This window comes from Pseudomonas fluorescens (assembly GCF_003732425.1).
Lineage (GTDB): Bacteria > Pseudomonadota > Gammaproteobacteria > Pseudomonadales > Pseudomonadaceae > Aquipseudomonas > Aquipseudomonas fluorescens_BE.
Map to the genome: position 1 here is coordinate 508,365 of NZ_MOBX01000014.1, position 17,409 is coordinate 525,773.

General features: G+C 57.9%; 17 protein-coding genes and 2 pseudogenes. 16 read left to right on the forward strand and 3 right to left on the reverse strand.

Going from position 1 to position 17,409, the window contains the following annotated elements:
* Position 1: 1 nt before the first annotated feature.
* The 4 genes from kdsA (at position 2) to ispD (ending at position 3,448) form a co-directional block, all read left to right on the forward strand.
* Positions 2-847, forward strand: a complete 846-nt coding sequence (kdsA, locus tag BK670_RS19365) for a 3-deoxy-8-phosphooctulonate synthase (RefSeq protein ID WP_123452079.1) — start codon at positions 2-4, stop codon at positions 845-847.
* Positions 848-1,004: 157 nt separating this feature from the next.
* Positions 1,005-2,294 carry a phosphopyruvate hydratase gene (gene eno, locus BK670_RS19370; RefSeq protein ID WP_093436567.1) on the forward strand — a complete coding sequence of 430 codons (1,290 nt, stop codon included), beginning with the start codon at positions 1,005-1,007 and terminating at the stop codon, positions 2,292-2,294.
* Positions 2,295-2,465: 171 nt separating this feature from the next.
* Positions 2,466-2,744 carry a cell division protein FtsB gene (gene ftsB, locus BK670_RS19375; RefSeq protein WP_007908838.1) on the forward strand — a complete coding sequence of 93 codons (279 nt, stop codon included), beginning with the start codon at positions 2,466-2,468 and terminating at the stop codon, positions 2,742-2,744.
* Positions 2,741-3,448, forward strand: a complete 708-nt coding sequence (ispD, locus tag BK670_RS19380; RefSeq protein ID WP_123452081.1) for a 2-C-methyl-D-erythritol 4-phosphate cytidylyltransferase — start codon at positions 2,741-2,743, stop codon at positions 3,446-3,448. Before ftsB ends, ispD begins: the two co-directional genes overlap by 4 nt.
* A gap of 143 nt (positions 3,449-3,591) precedes the next feature.
* Here the strand turns inward: ispD and BK670_RS19385 are convergent, their stop codons facing one another.
* Complete coding sequence (locus BK670_RS19385) at positions 3,592-4,488, reverse strand: LysR family transcriptional regulator (RefSeq protein WP_123452083.1); 897 nt, start codon at positions 4,486-4,488, stop codon at positions 3,592-3,594.
* A 116-nt stretch (positions 4,489-4,604) separates the two neighbouring features.
* Here BK670_RS19385 and BK670_RS19390 point away from each other — a divergent pair, with 116 nt between their 5' ends.
* The 8 genes from BK670_RS19390 to rpoS all read left to right on the forward strand — a co-directional run bounded on the left by BK670_RS19390 (position 4,605) and on the right by rpoS (position 11,843).
* Positions 4,605-5,717 carry an S-(hydroxymethyl)glutathione dehydrogenase/class III alcohol dehydrogenase gene (locus BK670_RS19390; RefSeq protein ID WP_007908835.1) on the forward strand — a complete coding sequence of 371 codons (1,113 nt, stop codon included), beginning with the start codon at positions 4,605-4,607 and terminating at the stop codon, positions 5,715-5,717.
* A 94-nt stretch (positions 5,718-5,811) separates the two neighbouring features.
* Positions 5,812-6,657, forward strand: coding sequence for an S-formylglutathione hydrolase (gene fghA / locus BK670_RS19395; protein WP_123452085.1), 846 nt, complete (start codon positions 5,812-5,814; stop codon positions 6,655-6,657).
* Between the two features lie 44 nt (positions 6,658-6,701).
* Positions 6,702-7,175, forward strand: coding sequence for a 2-C-methyl-D-erythritol 2,4-cyclodiphosphate synthase (gene ispF / locus BK670_RS19400; RefSeq protein WP_034149878.1), 474 nt, complete (start codon positions 6,702-6,704; stop codon positions 7,173-7,175).
* Complete coding sequence (gene truD / locus BK670_RS19405) at positions 7,172-8,230, forward strand: tRNA pseudouridine(13) synthase TruD (RefSeq protein WP_123452087.1); 1,059 nt, start codon at positions 7,172-7,174, stop codon at positions 8,228-8,230. The genes ispF and truD overlap by 4 nt, the downstream gene beginning before the upstream one ends.
* The gene (surE, locus tag BK670_RS19410) at positions 8,218-8,967 is read left to right on the forward strand and encodes a 5'/3'-nucleotidase SurE (protein ID WP_123452089.1); all 750 of its coding nucleotides are present in this window, start codon (positions 8,218-8,220) and stop codon (positions 8,965-8,967) included. The genes truD and surE overlap by 13 nt, the downstream gene beginning before the upstream one ends.
* 41 nt (positions 8,968-9,008) lie before the next feature.
* Positions 9,009-9,644: a protein-L-isoaspartate(D-aspartate) O-methyltransferase gene (locus tag BK670_RS19415; protein ID WP_172828219.1), complete on the forward strand. Its 636-nt coding sequence runs from the start codon at positions 9,009-9,011 to the stop codon at positions 9,642-9,644.
* Positions 9,645-9,856: 212 nt separating this feature from the next.
* Positions 9,857-10,726 (forward strand): peptidoglycan DD-metalloendopeptidase family protein, encoded by an 870-nt coding sequence (locus BK670_RS19420; RefSeq protein WP_123452091.1) that lies wholly within the window; start codon positions 9,857-9,859, stop codon positions 10,724-10,726.
* Positions 10,727-10,832: 106 nt separating this feature from the next.
* Positions 10,833-11,843: an RNA polymerase sigma factor RpoS gene (gene rpoS / locus BK670_RS19425; protein ID WP_016985073.1), complete on the forward strand. Its 1,011-nt coding sequence runs from the start codon at positions 10,833-10,835 to the stop codon at positions 11,841-11,843.
* A 490-nt stretch (positions 11,844-12,333) separates the two neighbouring features.
* Here rpoS and fdxA read toward each other — a convergent pair whose 3' ends face one another.
* On the reverse strand, positions 12,334-12,657 hold the full coding sequence (gene fdxA, locus BK670_RS19435; RefSeq protein WP_007908827.1) for a ferredoxin FdxA: 324 nt from the start codon (positions 12,655-12,657) through the stop codon (positions 12,334-12,336).
* Between the two features lie 163 nt (positions 12,658-12,820).
* The gene (gene mutS / locus BK670_RS19440; protein ID WP_185036811.1) at positions 12,821-15,391 is read right to left on the reverse strand and encodes a DNA mismatch repair protein MutS; all 2,571 of its coding nucleotides are present in this window, start codon (positions 15,389-15,391) and stop codon (positions 12,821-12,823) included.
* Between the two features lie 317 nt (positions 15,392-15,708).
* Between mutS and BK670_RS30300 the strand changes: the two are divergent.
* The 4 genes and pseudogenes from BK670_RS30300 (at position 15,709) to BK670_RS19460 (ending at position 17,385) form a co-directional block, all read left to right on the forward strand.
* A pseudogene (locus tag BK670_RS30300) lies at positions 15,709-16,390 on the forward strand (winged helix-turn-helix domain-containing protein).
* Positions 16,357-16,629, forward strand: a complete 273-nt coding sequence (locus BK670_RS29990) for a hypothetical protein (RefSeq protein WP_259697577.1) — start codon at positions 16,357-16,359, stop codon at positions 16,627-16,629. The pseudogene BK670_RS30300 and the gene BK670_RS29990 overlap by 34 nt, the downstream one beginning before the upstream one ends.
* Before the next feature lie 286 nt (positions 16,630-16,915).
* Positions 16,916-17,158: pseudogene (locus BK670_RS19455) on the forward strand (DUF1090 family protein); the annotation flags it as partial.
* A complete protein-coding gene (locus BK670_RS19460) occupies positions 17,158-17,385 on the forward strand; it encodes a hypothetical protein (RefSeq protein WP_259697578.1) in 228 nt (75 codons plus the stop codon). The pseudogene BK670_RS19455 and the gene BK670_RS19460, both read left to right, overlap by 1 nt.
* The last annotated feature ends 24 nt before the right edge of the window (positions 17,386-17,409 follow it).

Sequence of the window (17,409 nt, forward strand, 5' to 3'; positions counted from 1 at the left end):
GATGGCACAGAAGATCATCCGCGTCGGCGACATCGAGATTGCCAACGACAAACCCATGGTGCTGTTCGGCGGCATGAACGTGCTGGAAAGCCGTGACATGGCCATGCAGGTTTGCGAGGAGTACGTAAAGGTCACCGAAAAACTCGGTATCCCTTACGTGTTCAAAGCCAGTTTCGACAAGGCCAACCGTTCTTCTGTGACCTCCTATCGTGGTCCTGGCCTGGAAGAGGGCATGCGCATCTTCCAGGACATCAAACAAGCCTTCGGCGTACCGATCATCACCGACGTCCACGAGCCTGCGCAGGCCGCGGTCGTCGCTGAGGTCTGCGACATCATTCAACTGCCGGCCTTCCTGTCGCGCCAGACCGATCTGGTCGTCGCGATGGCCAAGACCAATGCCGTCATCAACATCAAGAAAGCCCAGTTCCTCGCGCCTCAGGAAATGAAACACATCCTGAACAAGTGCGTGGAAGCGGGTAACGATCAATTGATCCTCTGCGAGCGTGGTTCGAGCTTCGGCTACAACAACCTCGTGGTCGACATGCTCGGCTTCGGCATCATGAAGCAGTTCGAGTACCCGGTATTCTTCGACGTGACCCATGCGCTGCAAATGCCGGGCGGTCGTGCCGACTCCGCCGGCGGTCGCCGTGCCCAGGTTCTGGATCTGGCCAAGGCCGGCATGAGCCAGTCGCTGGCGGGTCTGTTCCTCGAAGCGCATCCGGATCCGGACAACGCCAAATGCGACGGCCCTTGTGCCTTGCGTCTGGACAAACTGGAGCCATTCCTGGCCCAGCTCAAAGCTTTGGACGAACTGGTGAAGAGTTTTCCGACGGTAGAAACCGCGTAAACCTCAATTCTCCGGTAAAGTACCGCACGATTTGTCGCTCATGCCCTCGGGCATGAGCGTTATCGTCTGCAAGCCTGCCCGCTGCACACCCCTTGCCGACGGTAAAAAGATTTCCTCTAGCTGCGTCGTTTTCGTCAACTTTGGAGTGTTTACAACAATGGCAAAAATCGTCGACATCAAAGGTCGTGAAGTTCTCGACTCCCGTGGCAATCCCACCGTGGAAGCGGACGTGCTTCTCGACAACGGCATCATCGGCAGCGCGTGCGCGCCGTCCGGTGCATCCACTGGCTCGCGTGAAGCGCTCGAGCTGCGTGATGGCGACAAGAGCCGTTACCTGGGCAAGGGCGTGCTCAAAGCGGTAGCCAACATCAACGGTCCGATCCGCGATCTGCTGCTGGGCACCGACCCAAGCGACCAGAAAGCTCTGGACCACGCGATGATCAAGCTCGACGGTACCGAAAACAAAGCGACCCTGGGCGCCAACGCCATCCTCGCCGTGTCCCTGGCTGCGGCCAAGGCGGCTGCTCAGGATCAGGACCTGCCGCTGTACGCACACATCGCCAACCTCAACGGCACCCCGGGTGTTTACTCGATGCCGGTGCCGATGATGAACATCATCAACGGTGGCGAGCACGCCGATAACAACGTCGATATCCAGGAATTCATGGTGCAGCCAGTTGGCGCCAAGTCTTTCTCGGAAGGTCTGCGCATGGGCACCGAGATTTTCCATCACCTCAAAGCCGTGCTGAAGGCCCGTGGCCTGAGCACTGCCGTTGGCGACGAAGGCGGTTTCGCACCGAACCTGGCGTCCAACGAAGACGCGCTGAAAGTGATCTCCGAAGCAGTGGCCAACGCTGGTTACAAGCTGGGCACCGACGTGACCCTGGCTCTGGACTGCGCGGCCAGCGAATTCTACGAAGACGGCAAATACAACCTGTCCGGCGAAGGTCAGGTGTTCACCGCTGAAGGTTTCGCCGACTACCTCAAAGGTCTGACCGAACGTTATCCGATCATCTCGATCGAAGACGGTCTGGACGAGTCCGACTGGGCTGGCTGGAAGATCCTCACCGACAAGATCGGCGAGAAGACCCAACTGGTTGGCGACGACCTGTTCGTGACCAACACCAAGATCCTGAAAGAAGGCATCGATAAAAAGATCGCCAACTCGATCCTGATCAAGTTCAACCAGATCGGCACCCTGACCGAAACCCTGGAAGCCATCCAGATGGCCAAGGCTGCCGGTTACACTGCCGTGATCTCGCACCGTTCGGGCGAAACCGAAGATTCGACCATTGCCGACCTGGCTGTGGGCACTTCGGCTGGCCAGATCAAGACCGGTTCGCTGTGCCGTTCCGACCGCGTTTCCAAGTACAACCAACTGCTGCGTATCGAAGAGCAGTTGAATGGCAAGGCCAAGTACAACGGTCGCAGCGAGTTCCGCGGCTAAGTACAAATCGATGGAAGGACACCGGATTGTGTCGAAAAAGTCGTGACAGCGATGGATTTGCCACTAATCTGATGCCTTAACAGCACAAGCCTGGGTCTTCCAGGCTTCGTGCTATCAGATGCTTCAAAGTTTTTGCGTGGCTGTCTTTTTTCACTGGATACCTGATATTCGATGCGCAGTCCTTACTGGTTGTTTCTCGTTTTGCTCTTGCTACTGGCCGGTCTGCAGTACCGCCTGTGGGTGGGCAATGGCAGTCTGGCGCAGGTTGCCGAGCTGAATCAGCAGATTGCTGATCAACACGCCGAGAACGAAGGTTTGCTGGAGCGCAACCGGGTGATGGACGCTGAAGTCAGTGAGTTGAAGAAGGGCATGGAGACCGTTGAAGAGCGAGCTCGTCACGAACTGGGCATGGTCAAGGACGGCGAAACCCTTTACCAGTTGGCCCAATGATCAACTCCCTGCCGGCCTTCTGGGCCGTGATTCCTGCCGCGGGCGTCGGTGCCCGAATGGCCGCGGACCGTCCCAAGCAATACCTGCAACTGGGCGGACGCACAATTCTCGAACACAGCCTCGGCTGTTTCCTTGATCACCCGAGCCTCAAGGGCCTGGTGGTCAGTCTTGCTGTTGATGATCCTTATTGGCCGAACCTGGCCTGCGTCAGCGATCCGCGAATTCAGCGAGTTGAAGGCGGGGCCGAGCGTTCCGGTTCGGTGCTCAATGCCTTGCTGCACCTGCATGCGCAGGGTGCCGATGATGAAGATTGGGTGCTGGTGCACGATGCGGCACGGCCTAATCTGAGCCGCGATGATCTCGACAAGTTACTGGATGAACTGGCGGATGATCCGGTCGGTGGCCTGCTCGCCGTCCCGGCGCGCGACACCTTGAAGCGGGTCGACAAGCACGGTCGTGTGCTGGAAACCGTCGATCGCAGCGTGATCTGGCAGGCTTACACGCCGCAGATGTTCCGCCTCGGTGCGTTGCATCGGGCGTTGGCGGACAGTCTGGTCGCTGATGCGCTGATTACCGATGAAGCTTCGGCGATGGAGTGGGCCGGGTTGGCGCCGCGACTGATTGAAGGGCGGGCGGATAACCTCAAGGTCACCCGGCCTGAAGATCTTGAATGGTTGCGCCAGCGTTGGGCGAATCGCCACTGAGTGCAGTGGCGCTTTTCAGATTGCCTTCGCGAGCAGGCTCGCTCCCACCTTTGATTTGTGCCAGCCACACGTTTCGCATCCACTGAAGATCCCCTGTGGGAGCGAGCCTGCTCGCGATAGCGCATTTACAGCCAACGCAACACTCATTCCTGATACTCCGGCCGCTCAGCCAACCCTTCCTTGAGAAAATCCACCAACTTGCGCACCTTCGGCGACAAGTGCCGCTGTTGCGGATACAGCGCCCACACCGCCGTATTTGGCGGCTGATGCGCCTCCAGCAGCGAAATCAACGCACCACTGTGCAAATGCTCCAGCACGTAGTAATCCGGCAACTGACACAACCCCACCCCCTGCAACGCCGCATCCAGCACTGCCTGCCCACTGTTGCAGCGCCAATTGCCCTGCACCCGTTGGGAAAACTCCCGCCCGTTTTGCTCAAGCTGCCAAATGTCTGAGCTGCCGATCAGGCAATTGTGCCGACTCAATTCCGACAAGCTATGTGGGCGACCGTACCGCTCAAGGTAGGACGGTGACGCGCACAGATACATTCGCCGTGGCGCCAGGCGCGTCGCGACCAATCGCGAATCCTGCAAGCGGCCCAGGCGAATCGCCAGATCAAGGCCTTCATGCACCAGATCGAGCTGGCGGTTGCTCAGTTCGATATCGATGCGCAGTTGTGGATAAAGCCCCATGAACCGCGTCACCAGCGGCACGATAAAACGCTCGCCGTAGGCCACCGCGCAGGTCATGCGCAGCATGCCTTTCGGTTCGCTGGTCAGGTCGCCGACCGCACGCAAGGCTTCTTCGCGACCGTCCTGCAAACGTTGGCAATGTTGCAGGAAGGTCTGCCCGGCTTCGGTCAGCGTCACTCGACGGGTACTGCGATAGAGCAGGCGCGTCTGAAGTCTTTCTTCCAGCCGTACGATTTGTCGACTGATGTGTGAGGACGAAACCCCAAGGCGTTCGGCTGCAGCGGTGAACTGGCTGCATTCGGCAACGGCAACAAACTCGTCAATGCCTTCCCAGCGATTCTCGGACATCGGGATTATCCCTGTATGGCAATAATGTTTTGCTTTTGTCCGGATTATTCATCAATACGTGCTGAACTACACTGGGTGTCTGTTTTTTTATTCAATGGATTCACTGGAGAGTCAGCATGATCAAGTCGCGCGCCGCCGTTGCCTTCGAGGCCAAGAAGCCGCTGGAAATCGTAGAAGTCGATGTCGCCATGCCCAAGGCCGGTGAAGTATTGCTGCGTGTCGTCGCTTCCGGGGTTTGCCACACCGACGCTTACACCCTGTCCGGCGCTGACCCGGAAGGTATTTTTCCGTCGATCCTCGGCCACGAAGGTGGCGCCATCGTTGAAGCCATCGGCGAGGGCGTGACTTCGGTTGCCGTGGGCGATCACGTGATTCCGCTGTACACCCCGGAATGCGGGCAATGCAAATTCTGTAAGTCGGGCAAGACCAACCTGTGTCAGGCGATTCGCGCGACCCAGGGCAAGGGTTTGATGCCGGACGGCACTTCGCGTTTTTCCTACAAGGGCGAAACCATTTTCCACTACATGGGCACTTCGACGTTCTCGGAATACACCGTGTTGCCGGAAATCTCCGTGGCCAAGATCTCCAAGGATGCGCCACTGGAAAAGGTCTGCCTGTTGGGCTGTGGCGTCACCACCGGTATCGGTGCAGTGCTCAACACCGCCAAGGTCAAACCGGGTGACACCGTGGCCATCTTCGGTCTGGGCGGCATCGGTCTGTCGGCGGTGATCGGTGCGGTGAAAGCCAAGGCTGCACGCATCATCGCCATCGACATCAACCCGGCCAAGTTCGAAATCGCCAAGCAACTTGGCGCCACCGACTGCGTAAACCCGAAAGACTTCGATCGTCCGATCCAGGAAGTGATCGTCGACATGACCGATGGCGGCGTCGACTTCTCCTTCGAGTGCATCGGCAATGTGCAACTGATGCGCGCCGCCCTTGAGTGCTGCCACAAAGGTTGGGGCGAGTCGGTGATCATCGGCGTGGCCGGTGCCGGCCAGGAAATCGCTACCCGTCCATTCCAGTTGGTGACCGGTCGCGTCTGGCGCGGTTCGGCATTCGGTGGCGTGCGCGGTCGTACCGAGTTGCCGAGCTATGTCGACATGGCCCAGAGCGGTGAGATCCCGCTGGATACTTTCATCACCCACACCATGGGTCTGGAAGATATCAACAAGGCGTTCGACCTGATGCACGAAGGCAAGAGCATCCGCACCGTCATTCATTTCTAAAAGCAGCGCCAAGTACAAGCTTCAAGCTGCGAGTAAGGGCGCTTCTGCCTTTTCTTGAAGCTCGAAGCTTGCCGCTTGTAGCTGGGAGAATCCCATGAGTCTGGAAAACATCTCCTGTCAGAAGAGTTTCGGCGGTTGGCACAAGCGCTATCGCCATCGCTCTGATGTGTTGGGTTGCGACATGGTGTTTGCCGTGTACCTGCCGCCGCAGGCGGAGCAGGGCGGCAAGTTGCCGGTGCTGTACTGGTTGTCCGGCCTGACCTGCACCGACGAGAACTTCATGCAAAAGGCCGGGGCGATGCGCATGGCTGCCGAACTGGGCCTGATCATCGTCGCACCGGACACCAGCCCTCGTGGGCCGGATGTACCGGGTGATCCGGATGGTGCATGGGATTTCGGTCTCGGTGCCGGGTTTTATCTGAACGCCACGCAGGAACCTTGGTCGCGCCACTATCGGATGCATGACTATGTCGTGCAGGAATTGCCTGCACTGGTTGAAGCGCATTTTCCCGCTTCGGACAAACGCAGCATCAGCGGCCACTCCATGGGCGGTCACGGTGCGTTGGTCTGTGCGTTGCGCAATCCCGGGCGTTACCAATCGGTGTCGGCCTTTTCGCCGATCAACAATCCGATCGATTGCCCGTGGGGCCAGAAGGCTTTCTCGCGTTATCTGGGCGAAGACCGTTCGAAGTGGAAAGAGTGGGATGCCTGCGCATTGATTGCCGAGGCGAACGAAAAACTGCCGCTGCTGGTCGATCAAGGGGATCGCGATGACTTTCTTGCCACCCAGCTCAAACCCGAAGCCCTGCAACAAGCCGCAAAACAAGCGGGCCATCCGCTGACCTTGCGCCTGCAACCGGGCTACGACCACAGCTATTTCTTCATCTCAAGCTTTATAGACGACCACTTGCAGCATCACGCACGCGCTCTGCGCGGTTAATGCAGGTAGAATCACGCCCTGACAAAAATCGGGGCGTTTTTTTTATGCGTATTGGCCACGGCTATGATGTGCACCGTTTCGCTGAAGGCGATTTCATTACTCTGGGCGGCGTGCGCATCGCACACAGCTTCGGGCTGCTCGCTCATTCCGACGGTGACGTCCTGCTGCACGCCTTGAGCGATGCCTTGCTCGGCGCCGCTGCGCTGGGTGATATCGGCAAACATTTCCCGGATACCGACCCGCAATTCAAAGGCGCCGACAGCCGTGCGCTGCTGCGTCATGTGGTCGCGCTGATCCATGCCAAAGGCTGGAAAGTCGGCAACGTCGACAACACCATCGTCGCTCAGGCGCCAAAAATGGCTCCGCATATCGAATCGATGCGCGCGCTGATCGCGGCGGATCTTCAAGTTGAGTTGGATCAAGTGAACGTGAAAGCTACCACCACCGAAAAGCTTGGCTTTGTCGGTCGCGAAGAAGGCATTGCCGTGCACTCCGTTGCCTTGTTGCTGCGCGCATGAATGAACTGCAATTGCTCGGCCCACGGGCCTATGGCGAACCCCTCGGCACCGCGGTACTGAAAGCCATCGCTGAAGACTTTCAGGTCGATGAAGTCCTCGATATCCCGTTCAGCGGCGACGGCGAACACCTGTGGATCTGGGTCGAAAAACGCGGCCTGAACACTGAAGAAGCCGCGCGGCGTATCGCCAAGGCTGCCGGCGTGCCATTGCGCACGGTCAGCTATGCAGGTCTCAAGGATCGTCAGGCGCTGACCCGTCAGTGGTTCAGCGTGCAATTGCCGGGCAAGGCTGATCCGGATCTGTCGGCGGCGGAAAACGACACGCTGAAGATCCTCAAGACCACACGCCACAAACGCAAACTGCAACGCGGTGCGCATTCGGCCAACGGTTTCACCCTGCGCCTGACCCAGTTCGCTGGCGACCAGGCGGCGATTGAGCAGCGCTTGCAGTTGATCGCCAAACAAGGCATTCCCAATTATTTCGGCGCCCAGCGATTCGGCCACGACGGCGGCAACGTTGTCGATGCCCGTTCGTGGGCGGCGCGCGAGGCTTTGCCGGAGCAGCGCAACGTGCGTTCGCGTTTGCTCTCGACCGCGCGCAGTTTTCTCTTCAACAAGGTGCTGGCGGCACGGGTTGCCGATGGCACTTGGCAGAAAGCCCAAGTCGGCGATCTGCTCGCGTTCACCGACAGCCGCAGTTTTTTCCCGGCAGGTGAAGCTGAGTGCAGCGACCCGCGTCTGGCGATTCTCGATCTGCATCCGACCGGACCGCAGTGGGGCGCAGGTGACTCGCCGACCGCAGGCGCTGTCCATGCTCTGGAGCAGGGGATTGCCGCCGGTGAAGCGCAGCTGCGCGATTGGTTGATCAACGCCGGTATGAGCCACGAACGTCGTATCCTGCGGCTGCCCATTGGCGGGTTGACGTGGCATTATCCTCAGCCTGACATTCTGCAACTGGAATTCGTCCTCCCGGCCGGATGCTTCGCCACCGTATTGGTGCGCGAACTCGTTGATCTGGTGCCGGTGGGGCAGACGGACAGCCCATGCGTATTCTGATTTCTAACGACGATGGGGTAACCGCACCCGGTCTCGCCGCGCTTTATGCTGCGCTGGCGGATTACACCGAGTGCGTGGTTATCGCCCCGGAGCAGGACAAAAGCGGCGCCAGCAGTTCGCTGACGCTCGACCGTCCGCTGCACCCGCAATACCTGGCCAACGGCTTTATCAGCCTCAACGGCACACCGACCGACTGCGTGCACCTGGGCCTCAACGGCCTGCTGGAGCGCGAGGCGGACATGGTGGTTTCCGGGATAAACCTCGGCGCCAACCTTGGCGATGACGTGCTGTATTCCGGAACCGTGGCAGCCGCCCTTGAAGGACGTTTTCTCGAACGTCCGTCGTTCGCATTTTCGCTGGTCTCGCGGCAAGTGGATAATCTGCCGACGGCGGCGTACTTTGCGCGCAAACTGGTTGAAGCCCATGCCGGGCTCGATCTGCCGCCGCGCACGGTGCTCAACGTGAACATTCCCAACCTGCCCATCGACCATATTCGCGGCATCCAGCTGACCCGTCTGGGGCATCGCGCCCGGACGGCGGCGCCGATGAAAGTGGTCGATCCACGGGGCAAGGCCGGTTACTGGATTGCCGCTGCCGGCGACGCCGAAGACGGCGGCCCTGGCACTGACTTTCATGCGGTGATGCAGGGCTATGTGTCCATCACGCCGTTGCAGCTCGATCGCACCTTCAACGATGCGTTCAGAAGCCTCGATGGCTGGCTGGAGGGATTGCGCTGATGGCCCGTGAACACGAAGACAGACTGCGCAGCGGGATCGGCATGACCTCTCAGCGTACCCGCGAGCGGCTGATTCAGCGCCTGTACGAAGAGGGCGTGTCCAACGCCAAGGTGCTGGAAGTGATCCGGCGCACGCCGCGTCACCTGTTCGTCGACGAAGCGCTGGCCCATCGCGCTTATGAAGACACGGCGCTGCCGATCGGTAATAACCAGACGATTTCCCAGCCTTATATGGTGGCGCGCATGAGCGAGCTGCTGCTGGAGGCTGGGCCGCTGGACAAGGTACTGGAGATCGGTACCGGTTCCGGTTACCAGACGGCGGTCTTGTCACAACTGGTCGAGCGGGTGTTCTCGGTCGAGCGCATCAAGGTGCTGCAGGATCGCGCCAAGGAACGTTTGGTTGAACTGAACCTGCGCAACGTGGTGTTCCGCTGGGGCGATGGCTGGGAAGGCTGGCCGGCGCTGGCACCTTATAACGGCATTATCGTCACCGCCGTGGCCACGGATGTACCGCAAGCCTTGCTCGATCAACTGGCTCCGGGCGGGCGCATGGTGATTCCGGTGGGCTCCGGAGAAGTGCAGCAATTAATGCTGATCGTGCGTGAGGAAAACGGCTTTTCCCGACACGTTCTGGGAGCTGTGCGTTTTGTGCCGTTGCTCAATGGGCCACTGGCCTGAGCATTTGTTTACGCGCGCTGAATTCCTTTCGTTCGCCTGTGTCTTACTCGGGCAGCGATGGTTTAAACGCAGCAGATTGTCAGCTTGCAAACGTGTGCGCGAAGCGATTTCGCTTCATTAAAGGTAAAGCCGATCCGGCCCGTTATACTGACGACACTTCATGCCGGAATTCGGTATTTCACATTTTTCAGCCACCACAAAGGGAGCGGCGGGTGAGTCTCACAGTCATTGCGCAGCGTATGGGTAACACGAGCTTTCAGCGCCTGGTGACTGGCCTTGTCTTGAGCACCTTGCTGGTCGGTTGCTCCAGCACCAAATCGAGCAATGTCCGGGTGGTCGATCGCAACAACGCGGTGGCCCAGCGTCCTACCGTGACGACCGGGCAGTATGTAGTCCGTCCGGGCGATACGATGTTCTCGATCGCGTTTCGCTACGGTTGGGACTACAAAGCTCTCGCTGCCCGGAACAATATTCCTACGCCGTACACGATCCATCCGGGTCAGACAATTCGCTTTGACGGCCGCACCGGTTCAACGCCGACGACGGTGGTGAGCAACAGCAGTTCTGCGCCTTCCTCGTCGAGCAAAACCACGGTAATCCGGCGCCAGGCAAATGGCACGACGACCACTACAACCACCGGTTCTACTGGGGCTGTACCGTCCGTCGCCAACAAGCAAGCACCCGCGCCGCTGCCTCCGGCAGGTCCGGCCCCGACCGGCTGGGGATGGCCATCTAATGGCATTCTGATTGGAAAATTCTCTTCAAACGGTAGTTTGAATAAAGGAATTGATATCGCCGGGGATTTGGGACAGCCTGTTTTAGCCGCGTCTGATGGGACGGTGGTATACGCCGGGAGTGGCTTAAGGGGCTACGGCGAATTAGTCATCATCAAACACAGCGAAACCTACGTCAGTGCCTACGGACATAACCGCAGGCTGTTGGTTCGGGAGGGACAGCAGGTCAAAGTCGGACAGACAATTGCCGAAATGGGGTCAACGGGTACAGACCGGGTGAAACTGCATTTTGAGATTCGCCGCCAAGGTAAACCTGTAGATCCGCTGCAGTTCCTGCCAAGACGTTGATTTGTAAGCCAGCCTGTTCCGTCGCGTAGAGGGGACAGGCTCCAGCGCTGCCAAGGATAAAGGCGTCGCTTGAGCTTGGGGTCGAACTCACCAAAGGACTATAACAATGGCTCTCAGTAAAGAAGTGCCGGAGTTTGACATCGACGATGAGGTTCTCCTTATGGAGGCCGGCATCGATTCGGAATCTTCGATGTCGAATGATGAAGGGGCTGCTCCACCTTCCGTTCGTTCCAAATCCAAACACTCCGCTTCACTCAAACAACATAAGTACATCGACTACACGCGTGCACTTGATGCCACGCAGTTGTATCTCAACGAAATCGGCTTTTCCCCACTGCTCTCCCCGGAGGAAGAAGTTCATTTTGCGCGTCTGTCGCAAAGTGGCGATCCGGCCGGGCGCAAGCGCATGATTGAAAGTAACCTGCGGCTGGTGGTCAAAATCGCCCGACGTTACGTCAATCGGGGGCTGTCGCTGCTGGATCTGATCGAAGAGGGCAACCTCGGGCTGATCCGGGCGGTGGAAAAGTTCGATCCCGAGCGCGGCTTCCGCTTCTCGACCTACGCTACGTGGTGGATTCGTCAGACCATCGAGCGCGCGATCATGAACCAGACCCGGACCATCCGGTTGCCGATTCATGTGGTCAAGGAGCTCAATGTGTACCTGCGGGCTGCACGGGAGCTAACGCAAAAGCTCGACCACGAACCTTCACCCGAAGAAATCGCCAACCTGCTGGAAAAACCGGTGGGCGAGGTCAAGCGCATGCTGGGCCTGAACGAGCGGGTTTCTTCGGTCGACGTCTCGCTGGGTCCGGATTCGGATAAAACCCTGCTGGACACCCTTACTGATGATCGTCCGACCGATCCTTGTGAATTGCTACAGGATGACGACCTGTCGCAGAGCATTGATCAATGGCTATCGGAGCTGACCGACAAGCAGCGCGAGGTGGTTGTACGTCGCTTCGGCCTGCGCGGTCATGAGAGCAGCACGCTGGAAGATGTAGGCCTGGAGATCGGCCTGACTCGGGAACGGGTGCGGCAGATCCAGGTGGAAGGCCTCAAGCGCCTTCGTGAGATCCTCGAGAAGAATGGCCTGTCGAGCGAGTCGCTGTTTCAGTAAGCGCCTCACACGACCGCCCGCAAAAAGCCCCGACTGGTTCGGGGCTTTTTGTTGGCCGGGATAAGCCATTGGTCTGATCGAGACTGATGTAGTCACTCGCTGTAAGCCATGGCTTACTGTTTCGTAAGTGTTCGTTATTTTTACACGGCGGTAGACGCTGATTGTGTTTGTTGTGTTTGTATAACTTATTGATAAATAAGTTTATTTTTTATTATTAAGTGCTTATGACAGTCAGTTTCTCCGTGGAGGAGCCATTGCTCTCGTCAGGGAACTCTCTAGTATCTGGGTTGTGTCGACGGACAGACACGCCCTTCAAGGATGAGGGGAATGGACATCGCAGGATGCGATTCATCAGGACGATGAAAAGGAACACAGGGAATAGGGAAAAAATGTGGGCGGGTCATACCGCCCCTTTTTTTTGTCCGCAAAAAAGCAAATCCGGAAAAGCAAAAAGGCCCGCAAGGGGCCTTTTATTCGAGCGCGGGGCAAATCAGCGTTCGAGGTCTTTGATCTTGCCTTTGACGCCATCCCACTCTTCGGCATCCGGCAGGGATTCTTTCTTCTCGGTGATGTTCGGCCAGATTTCAGCCAGCTCAACGTTGAGTTGAATGAATTCCTGCATCTCTTCCGGAACTTCGTCCTCGGAGAAAATGGCGACGGCCGGGCATTCCGGTTCGCACAGGGCGCAGTCGATGCACTCATCCGGGTGAATCACCAGGAAGTTCGGGCCTTCGTAAAAGCAGTCCACCGGACAGACTTCTACGCAGTCGGTGTACTTGCACTTGATGCAGTTGTCGGTGACGACGAAGGTCATTTCTAATTTTCTCCTCAGGCGGCGGCAGCGTTGCCCCTTCACGGTAGGGGTCGCCAGGTTCGGGAGCGATGCCTGCTGGCCAGGCTATTAGCCAGCAGCATCCCAAACCGCGCGAGATTCTAACAGCTTGAAGCCGTTTGCGTTATATCCGCTTCTTCAGTGCTTAGATCCGGTTCTTCAGTGCATATAACATTTCGAGCGCGCGGCGCGGTGTTACATCATCCAGATCCAGTTTGGCCAGCTCATCCAGCACTGGGTGGGGCAGGCTGGCGAACATGTCGCTTTGCTGCGGGGCGGCCGGTTTGCCTTTGACGGCAGGTTTCGGCGCTTCATGCGGCAATGCGGTGTCTTCCAGTCGACTCAGGTGTTCACGAGCACGCACGATCACTTCGCTCGGTACGCCGGCCAACTGCGCCACTGCCAAGCCATAACTCTGGCTGGCAGGCCCCGGCAGAACGTGGTGCAGGAACACGATGCGCTCGTTGTGCTCGGTCGCGTTGAGGTGAACGTTGGCCACCAATGGCTCGGCTTCCGGCAATACGGTCAGTTCGAAGTAGTGCGTCGCGAACAAAGTATAGGCGCGTAAATGAGCCAGGCGCTCGGCGGCTGCCCACGCCAGCGACAGACCATCGAAGGTGCTGGTGCCGCGGCCGACTTCGTCCATCAACACCAGGCTGCGCTCGGTAGCGTTATGGAGGATGTTGGCGGTTTCGCTCATCTCGACCATGAAGGTCGAACGGCCACCGGCCAAGTCATCGCTGGAGCCGATCCGCGTGAAGATGCGGTCGACCAGCGACAGTTTGCAACTGGCCGCCGGCACGAAGCTGCCGATGTGCGCCAGCAGCACGATCAATGCGGTTTGCCGCATGTAGGTGGATTTACCGCCCATGTTCGGGCCGGTGATCACCAGCATGCGCGTGTTGTCGTCCAGGCTCAGGTCGTTGGCCACGAACGGCGTGGTCAGAACCTGCTCAACCACCGGGTGACGACCCTGGGTGATGCGCATGCAGGGCTCGCTGACGAAACGCGGGCAGTTCAGGTCGAGGTTCAGCGCACGTTCGGCGAGGTTGCTCAGCACGTCGAGTTCGGCCAGCGCGCCGGCGGTGTCCTGCAGCGGTGGCAACTGGCTGATCAAATCTTCCAGCAGCGCTTCGTAGAGCATTTTCTCGCGGGCGAGGGCACGGCTCTTGGCGGACAGCGCCTTGTCTTCGAATTCTTTCAGTTCCGGCGTGATGAAACGCTCGGCACCTTTCAGCGTCTGGCGACGGATGTAATCCGCTGGCGCCGATTCAGCCTGCTTGCTCGGCAGCTCGATAAAGTAGCCGTGGATGCGGTTGTAACCGACTTTCAGGTTGGCCAGGCCAGTACGCGCCTTCTCGCGCGCTTCGAGATCGATCAGGAACTGACCGGCGTTTTCGCTCAGCGATTGCAGCTCGTCGAGTTCGCTGTCATAGCCGGTTTTCAACACGCCGCCGTCACGGATCACTGCAGGAGGGTTGTCGATGATGGCTTTTTCCAGCAGCGCCGCCAGTTCCGGATAGGTGCTGGTGGTCGTCGCCAGGTTCTGCAGGTGCGGCGCTTCGAGATTGGTCATCGCCACTTGCAATTGCGGCAGTGCGCCAAGGGCATCACGCAGACGAGCAAGGTCACGAGGACGCGCGTTGCGCAGGCCGATTCGCGCGAGGATCCGCTCGATGTCGCCGATTTCCTTGAGCTGCGGTTGCAGTTTTTCGAAACGGTAGCCGTCGAGCAGGCACGTGATCGAGGTCTGGCGTGCCAGCAGTACGGTCAGATCGCGCAGCGGGCGATTCAGCCAGCGGGTCAGCAGGCGACTGCCCATCGCGGTCTGGCAGCGATCGACGACGGATTGCAGGGTGTTGTCGCGGCCACCGGCCAGGTTGGTATCCAGCTCAAGGTTGCGACGGCTCGCACCGTCCAGCACCACTGTGTCGTCGAGGCGTTCATGGCGCAGGCTGCGCAGGTGGGGCAGGGCGGTACGCTGGGTTTCCTTGGCGTACGCCAACAGGCAACCGGCAGCGCCGATGGCCAGGGTCAGGTTCTCGCAGCCAAAGCCCTTCAGGTCTTGGGTGGAGAATTGCTGGCAAAGGCTTTTCAGCGCCGAATCACGCTCAAAATCCCACGGTGCACGGCGACTGACGCCACGGCGCTTTTCCGCCGGCAGGTCCCTTGGCCAGTCATCCGGGATCAGCAACTCAACCGGATTGATTCGCTCCAGTTCTGCGAGCAGGTTCTCCCAACCTTTGATTTCCGACACGCTGAAACTGCCGCTGGTGATGTCCAGCACGGCCAGACCGAACAGACGCTCATCACCCAGCAGCGCAGCGATCAAGTTGTCGCGGCGCTCGTCTAGCAGCGCCTCATCACTGACCGTACCCGGCGTGAGGATGCGCACGACCTGGCGTTCTACCGGGCCTTTGCTGGTCGCCGGGTCGCCGACTTGTTCGCAAATCACCACCGACTCGCCAAGCTTGACCAGTTTCGCCAGATAGCCTTCCGCCGCGTGATAAGGAATCCCGCACATCGGAATCGCCTGCCCCGCCGACTGCCCGCGCGCGGTCAGGGTGATGTCGAGCAACTTGGCAGCCTTCTTCGCATCTTCGTAGAAGATCTCGTAGAAGTCGCCCATGCGGTAGAACATCAGCTGATCTGGGTGCTGGTTCTTCAGACGCCAGTACTGCTGCATCATTGGGGTGTGGGAGGACAAGTCTGAAATAGCTTTATTCATCAGTGGTTTAGCTTTACCGAAAAAAGTGACGAGGCAAAAAACGGGTAAATCGCATCGAAAAAGTGGCGAGTGTGTTGCCGGTGATACGGCCCGTGGATTGATTCAGTGGCGCGAGTATGAAGTTTTTTTGAGGTTGATGCAGCAACACGCCGCCGCTCGGCCTGGGATTGTGTCCTACAGTGCCGAAAAGCTTTCGAATGATCAGATTTCGTAGGTTGAAGGCCAGACGAGGAAGCAGCCTGGAACAGTCAGAGGGCATCGGCTCAGGAGCGTCATCGAGCGATTGCTTTTAAGATGCGGGCAAAATGACTCTCTGTCGATCGGGGCAGTCGACCAATCTGGGCAGCAATGAAAGCGATCTGTTGCTAGCACTGATCGCTGGCGTGACCGAAAAGGAACAGCTCATCTCCCGGGTCTGGGGACAGCGGGGCTGGTCATGTCCGACAGCAGTTACTACAAAACCCTGCACGTGCTTCGCGCGCATTTTGCCTGACGTCGGTTTGCCACGAGACAGTCTCAAAACTTTACCTCGGCGTGGCGTGGTGTTGTTGTGTGAAATTCGATTAGTAAACGCTGAGTTGGCGGAGCCTGAATCCGTGATAGCGACGCCAGCGCCTGACGAGCCGGCGTTCATCACAGTGACGCAGCCGTCGCGCCGCTACTGACGCTTTCTGTTGCCAGCGCTCGTTGTACCAGCGCTCGCACTCCCGCTGTTTTACGCCTGGTAGAATTTTAAGAAACCCGCCGATCTGGAAGAGTGGGAACTTATCTGGCAAGAGGGCGAAGCGAAGTTATATGTGGAAGAAAGTGAAAAGATGTCCACGGACGAGATTGTGAAAGCGCTCCGCGAGTTCGAACCGCAAATTGTTGTCCGATACCAATTACTATTTGCGATAACTACTCTCCCAGTTGTTGATCAAGTGCGTCAAACCTGAAAGTAAAGGGGAGGCTATATGCGTGAATTACCCGTTCATTGGAAAAAAATAATCGCGCTTTCGACCTTCGCTTCAATATATTTTTTCGGTGTGTTGATGATCCATTATTTCTATCTGATTAGTCGCGATATTCCCCGTGCACCGTATTTTACTTCCATCGATTTTGTCCATACCAATGACCACAAAGTACGTTGGCATGGCGTCGGTGACATGACGATCGATCCGAAAGATGGCGCCCTTTATGTCTATTACGTGATTAAAATGCCGGAGGGGAAATTCATATGCCTATGACCGCAAATTCGACATTACTCTCACTCACTTCGACACTTCGAGGTTTCTATTCAAGACGCGATCCATTGTGGAGTTTGATGCCGATACTGCCGCAGATGAACTACCGTTTATGGAAAGAGGCTTTCAAGGCGGAATGGTCACCTTCAATTATTTCTCCGATGCCGAGTATTACTACAATCTCAATAACCTGATCAATGGCGTCTGCCACGTCCCGCGCTAGCGAAAATCAGGGGGTGTGCCCCCCCCCGGAATGGCTAAGTAAGACTGAGTAAGACGCGCTGAGGCAACGGATTACGTTTATCGCAAGGCGGGCCTGGAACAAGCGCTGGCCAATGTTGAGCGTTACTGTCGCGAGCCCTCTGCAGAGGATGAACACGAAAGGGCCATTCAAAAGGCAGAAACCGAAGTTAGGCGCAGACAAAACCATCTGAAAGCTGCGCGTCAGTACGGCGATGTGAAAGTCATCAAGAAGCATGAAGCCAGACTCGAACGGGCCGAAGCCAAGCTGCACTGGCTGGTGAATGAGTAATGGATCGGTCGGATTATTTTTTCGTTGAACGTTGGAAACTCAATATGAAAAGCGTACTTGTCTTTGCTTCAGTCTTTACAACTGCCGTGCTGCTTTCTGGCTGCACCGCCACTGATTGGGTGCACGCCGGAGGCGGCATCATGAGCGCCAAAGATGATTATCAGAAAAAAGCCAGGAACGATCGGCTCAAGCGCGCCAATGCGGCGGCACGTCGAGTCAGAGGCTGAGGTAGTTAAACGCGTAGAGGACAG

Excerpts from the sequence above, each read along its gene's own strand:
- BK670_RS19385 (WP_123452083.1), bottom strand. The coding sequence starts at position 4,488 with ATGTCCGAGAATCGCTGGGAAGGCATTGACGAGTTTGTTGCCGTTGCC.
- fghA (WP_123452085.1), top strand. The coding sequence starts at position 5,812 with ATGAGTCTGGAAAACATCTCCTGTCAGAAGAGTTTCGGCGGTTGGCAC.
- ispD (WP_123452081.1), top strand. The coding sequence starts at position 2,741 with ATGATCAACTCCCTGCCGGCCTTCTGGGCCGTGATTCCTGCCGCGGGC.
- BK670_RS29990 (WP_259697577.1), top strand. The coding sequence starts at position 16,357 with ATGCGTGAATTACCCGTTCATTGGAAAAAAATAATCGCGCTTTCGACC.
- truD (WP_123452087.1), top strand. The coding sequence starts at position 7,172 with ATGAATGAACTGCAATTGCTCGGCCCACGGGCCTATGGCGAACCCCTC.
- surE (WP_123452089.1), top strand. The coding sequence starts at position 8,218 with ATGCGTATTCTGATTTCTAACGACGATGGGGTAACCGCACCCGGTCTC.
- rpoS (WP_016985073.1), top strand. The coding sequence starts at position 10,833 with ATGGCTCTCAGTAAAGAAGTGCCGGAGTTTGACATCGACGATGAGGTT.
- ftsB (WP_007908838.1), top strand. The coding sequence starts at position 2,466 with ATGCGCAGTCCTTACTGGTTGTTTCTCGTTTTGCTCTTGCTACTGGCC.
- fdxA (WP_007908827.1), bottom strand. The coding sequence starts at position 12,657 with ATGACCTTCGTCGTCACCGACAACTGCATCAAGTGCAAGTACACCGAC.
- kdsA (WP_123452079.1), top strand. The coding sequence starts at position 2 with ATGGCACAGAAGATCATCCGCGTCGGCGACATCGAGATTGCCAACGAC.
- BK670_RS19460 (WP_259697578.1), top strand. The coding sequence starts at position 17,158 with ATGGATCGGTCGGATTATTTTTTCGTTGAACGTTGGAAACTCAATATG.
- ispF (WP_034149878.1), top strand. The coding sequence starts at position 6,702 with ATGCGTATTGGCCACGGCTATGATGTGCACCGTTTCGCTGAAGGCGAT.
- BK670_RS19390 (WP_007908835.1), top strand. The coding sequence starts at position 4,605 with ATGATCAAGTCGCGCGCCGCCGTTGCCTTCGAGGCCAAGAAGCCGCTG.
- eno (WP_093436567.1), top strand. The coding sequence starts at position 1,005 with ATGGCAAAAATCGTCGACATCAAAGGTCGTGAAGTTCTCGACTCCCGT.
- BK670_RS19415 (WP_172828219.1), top strand. The coding sequence starts at position 9,009 with ATGACCTCTCAGCGTACCCGCGAGCGGCTGATTCAGCGCCTGTACGAA.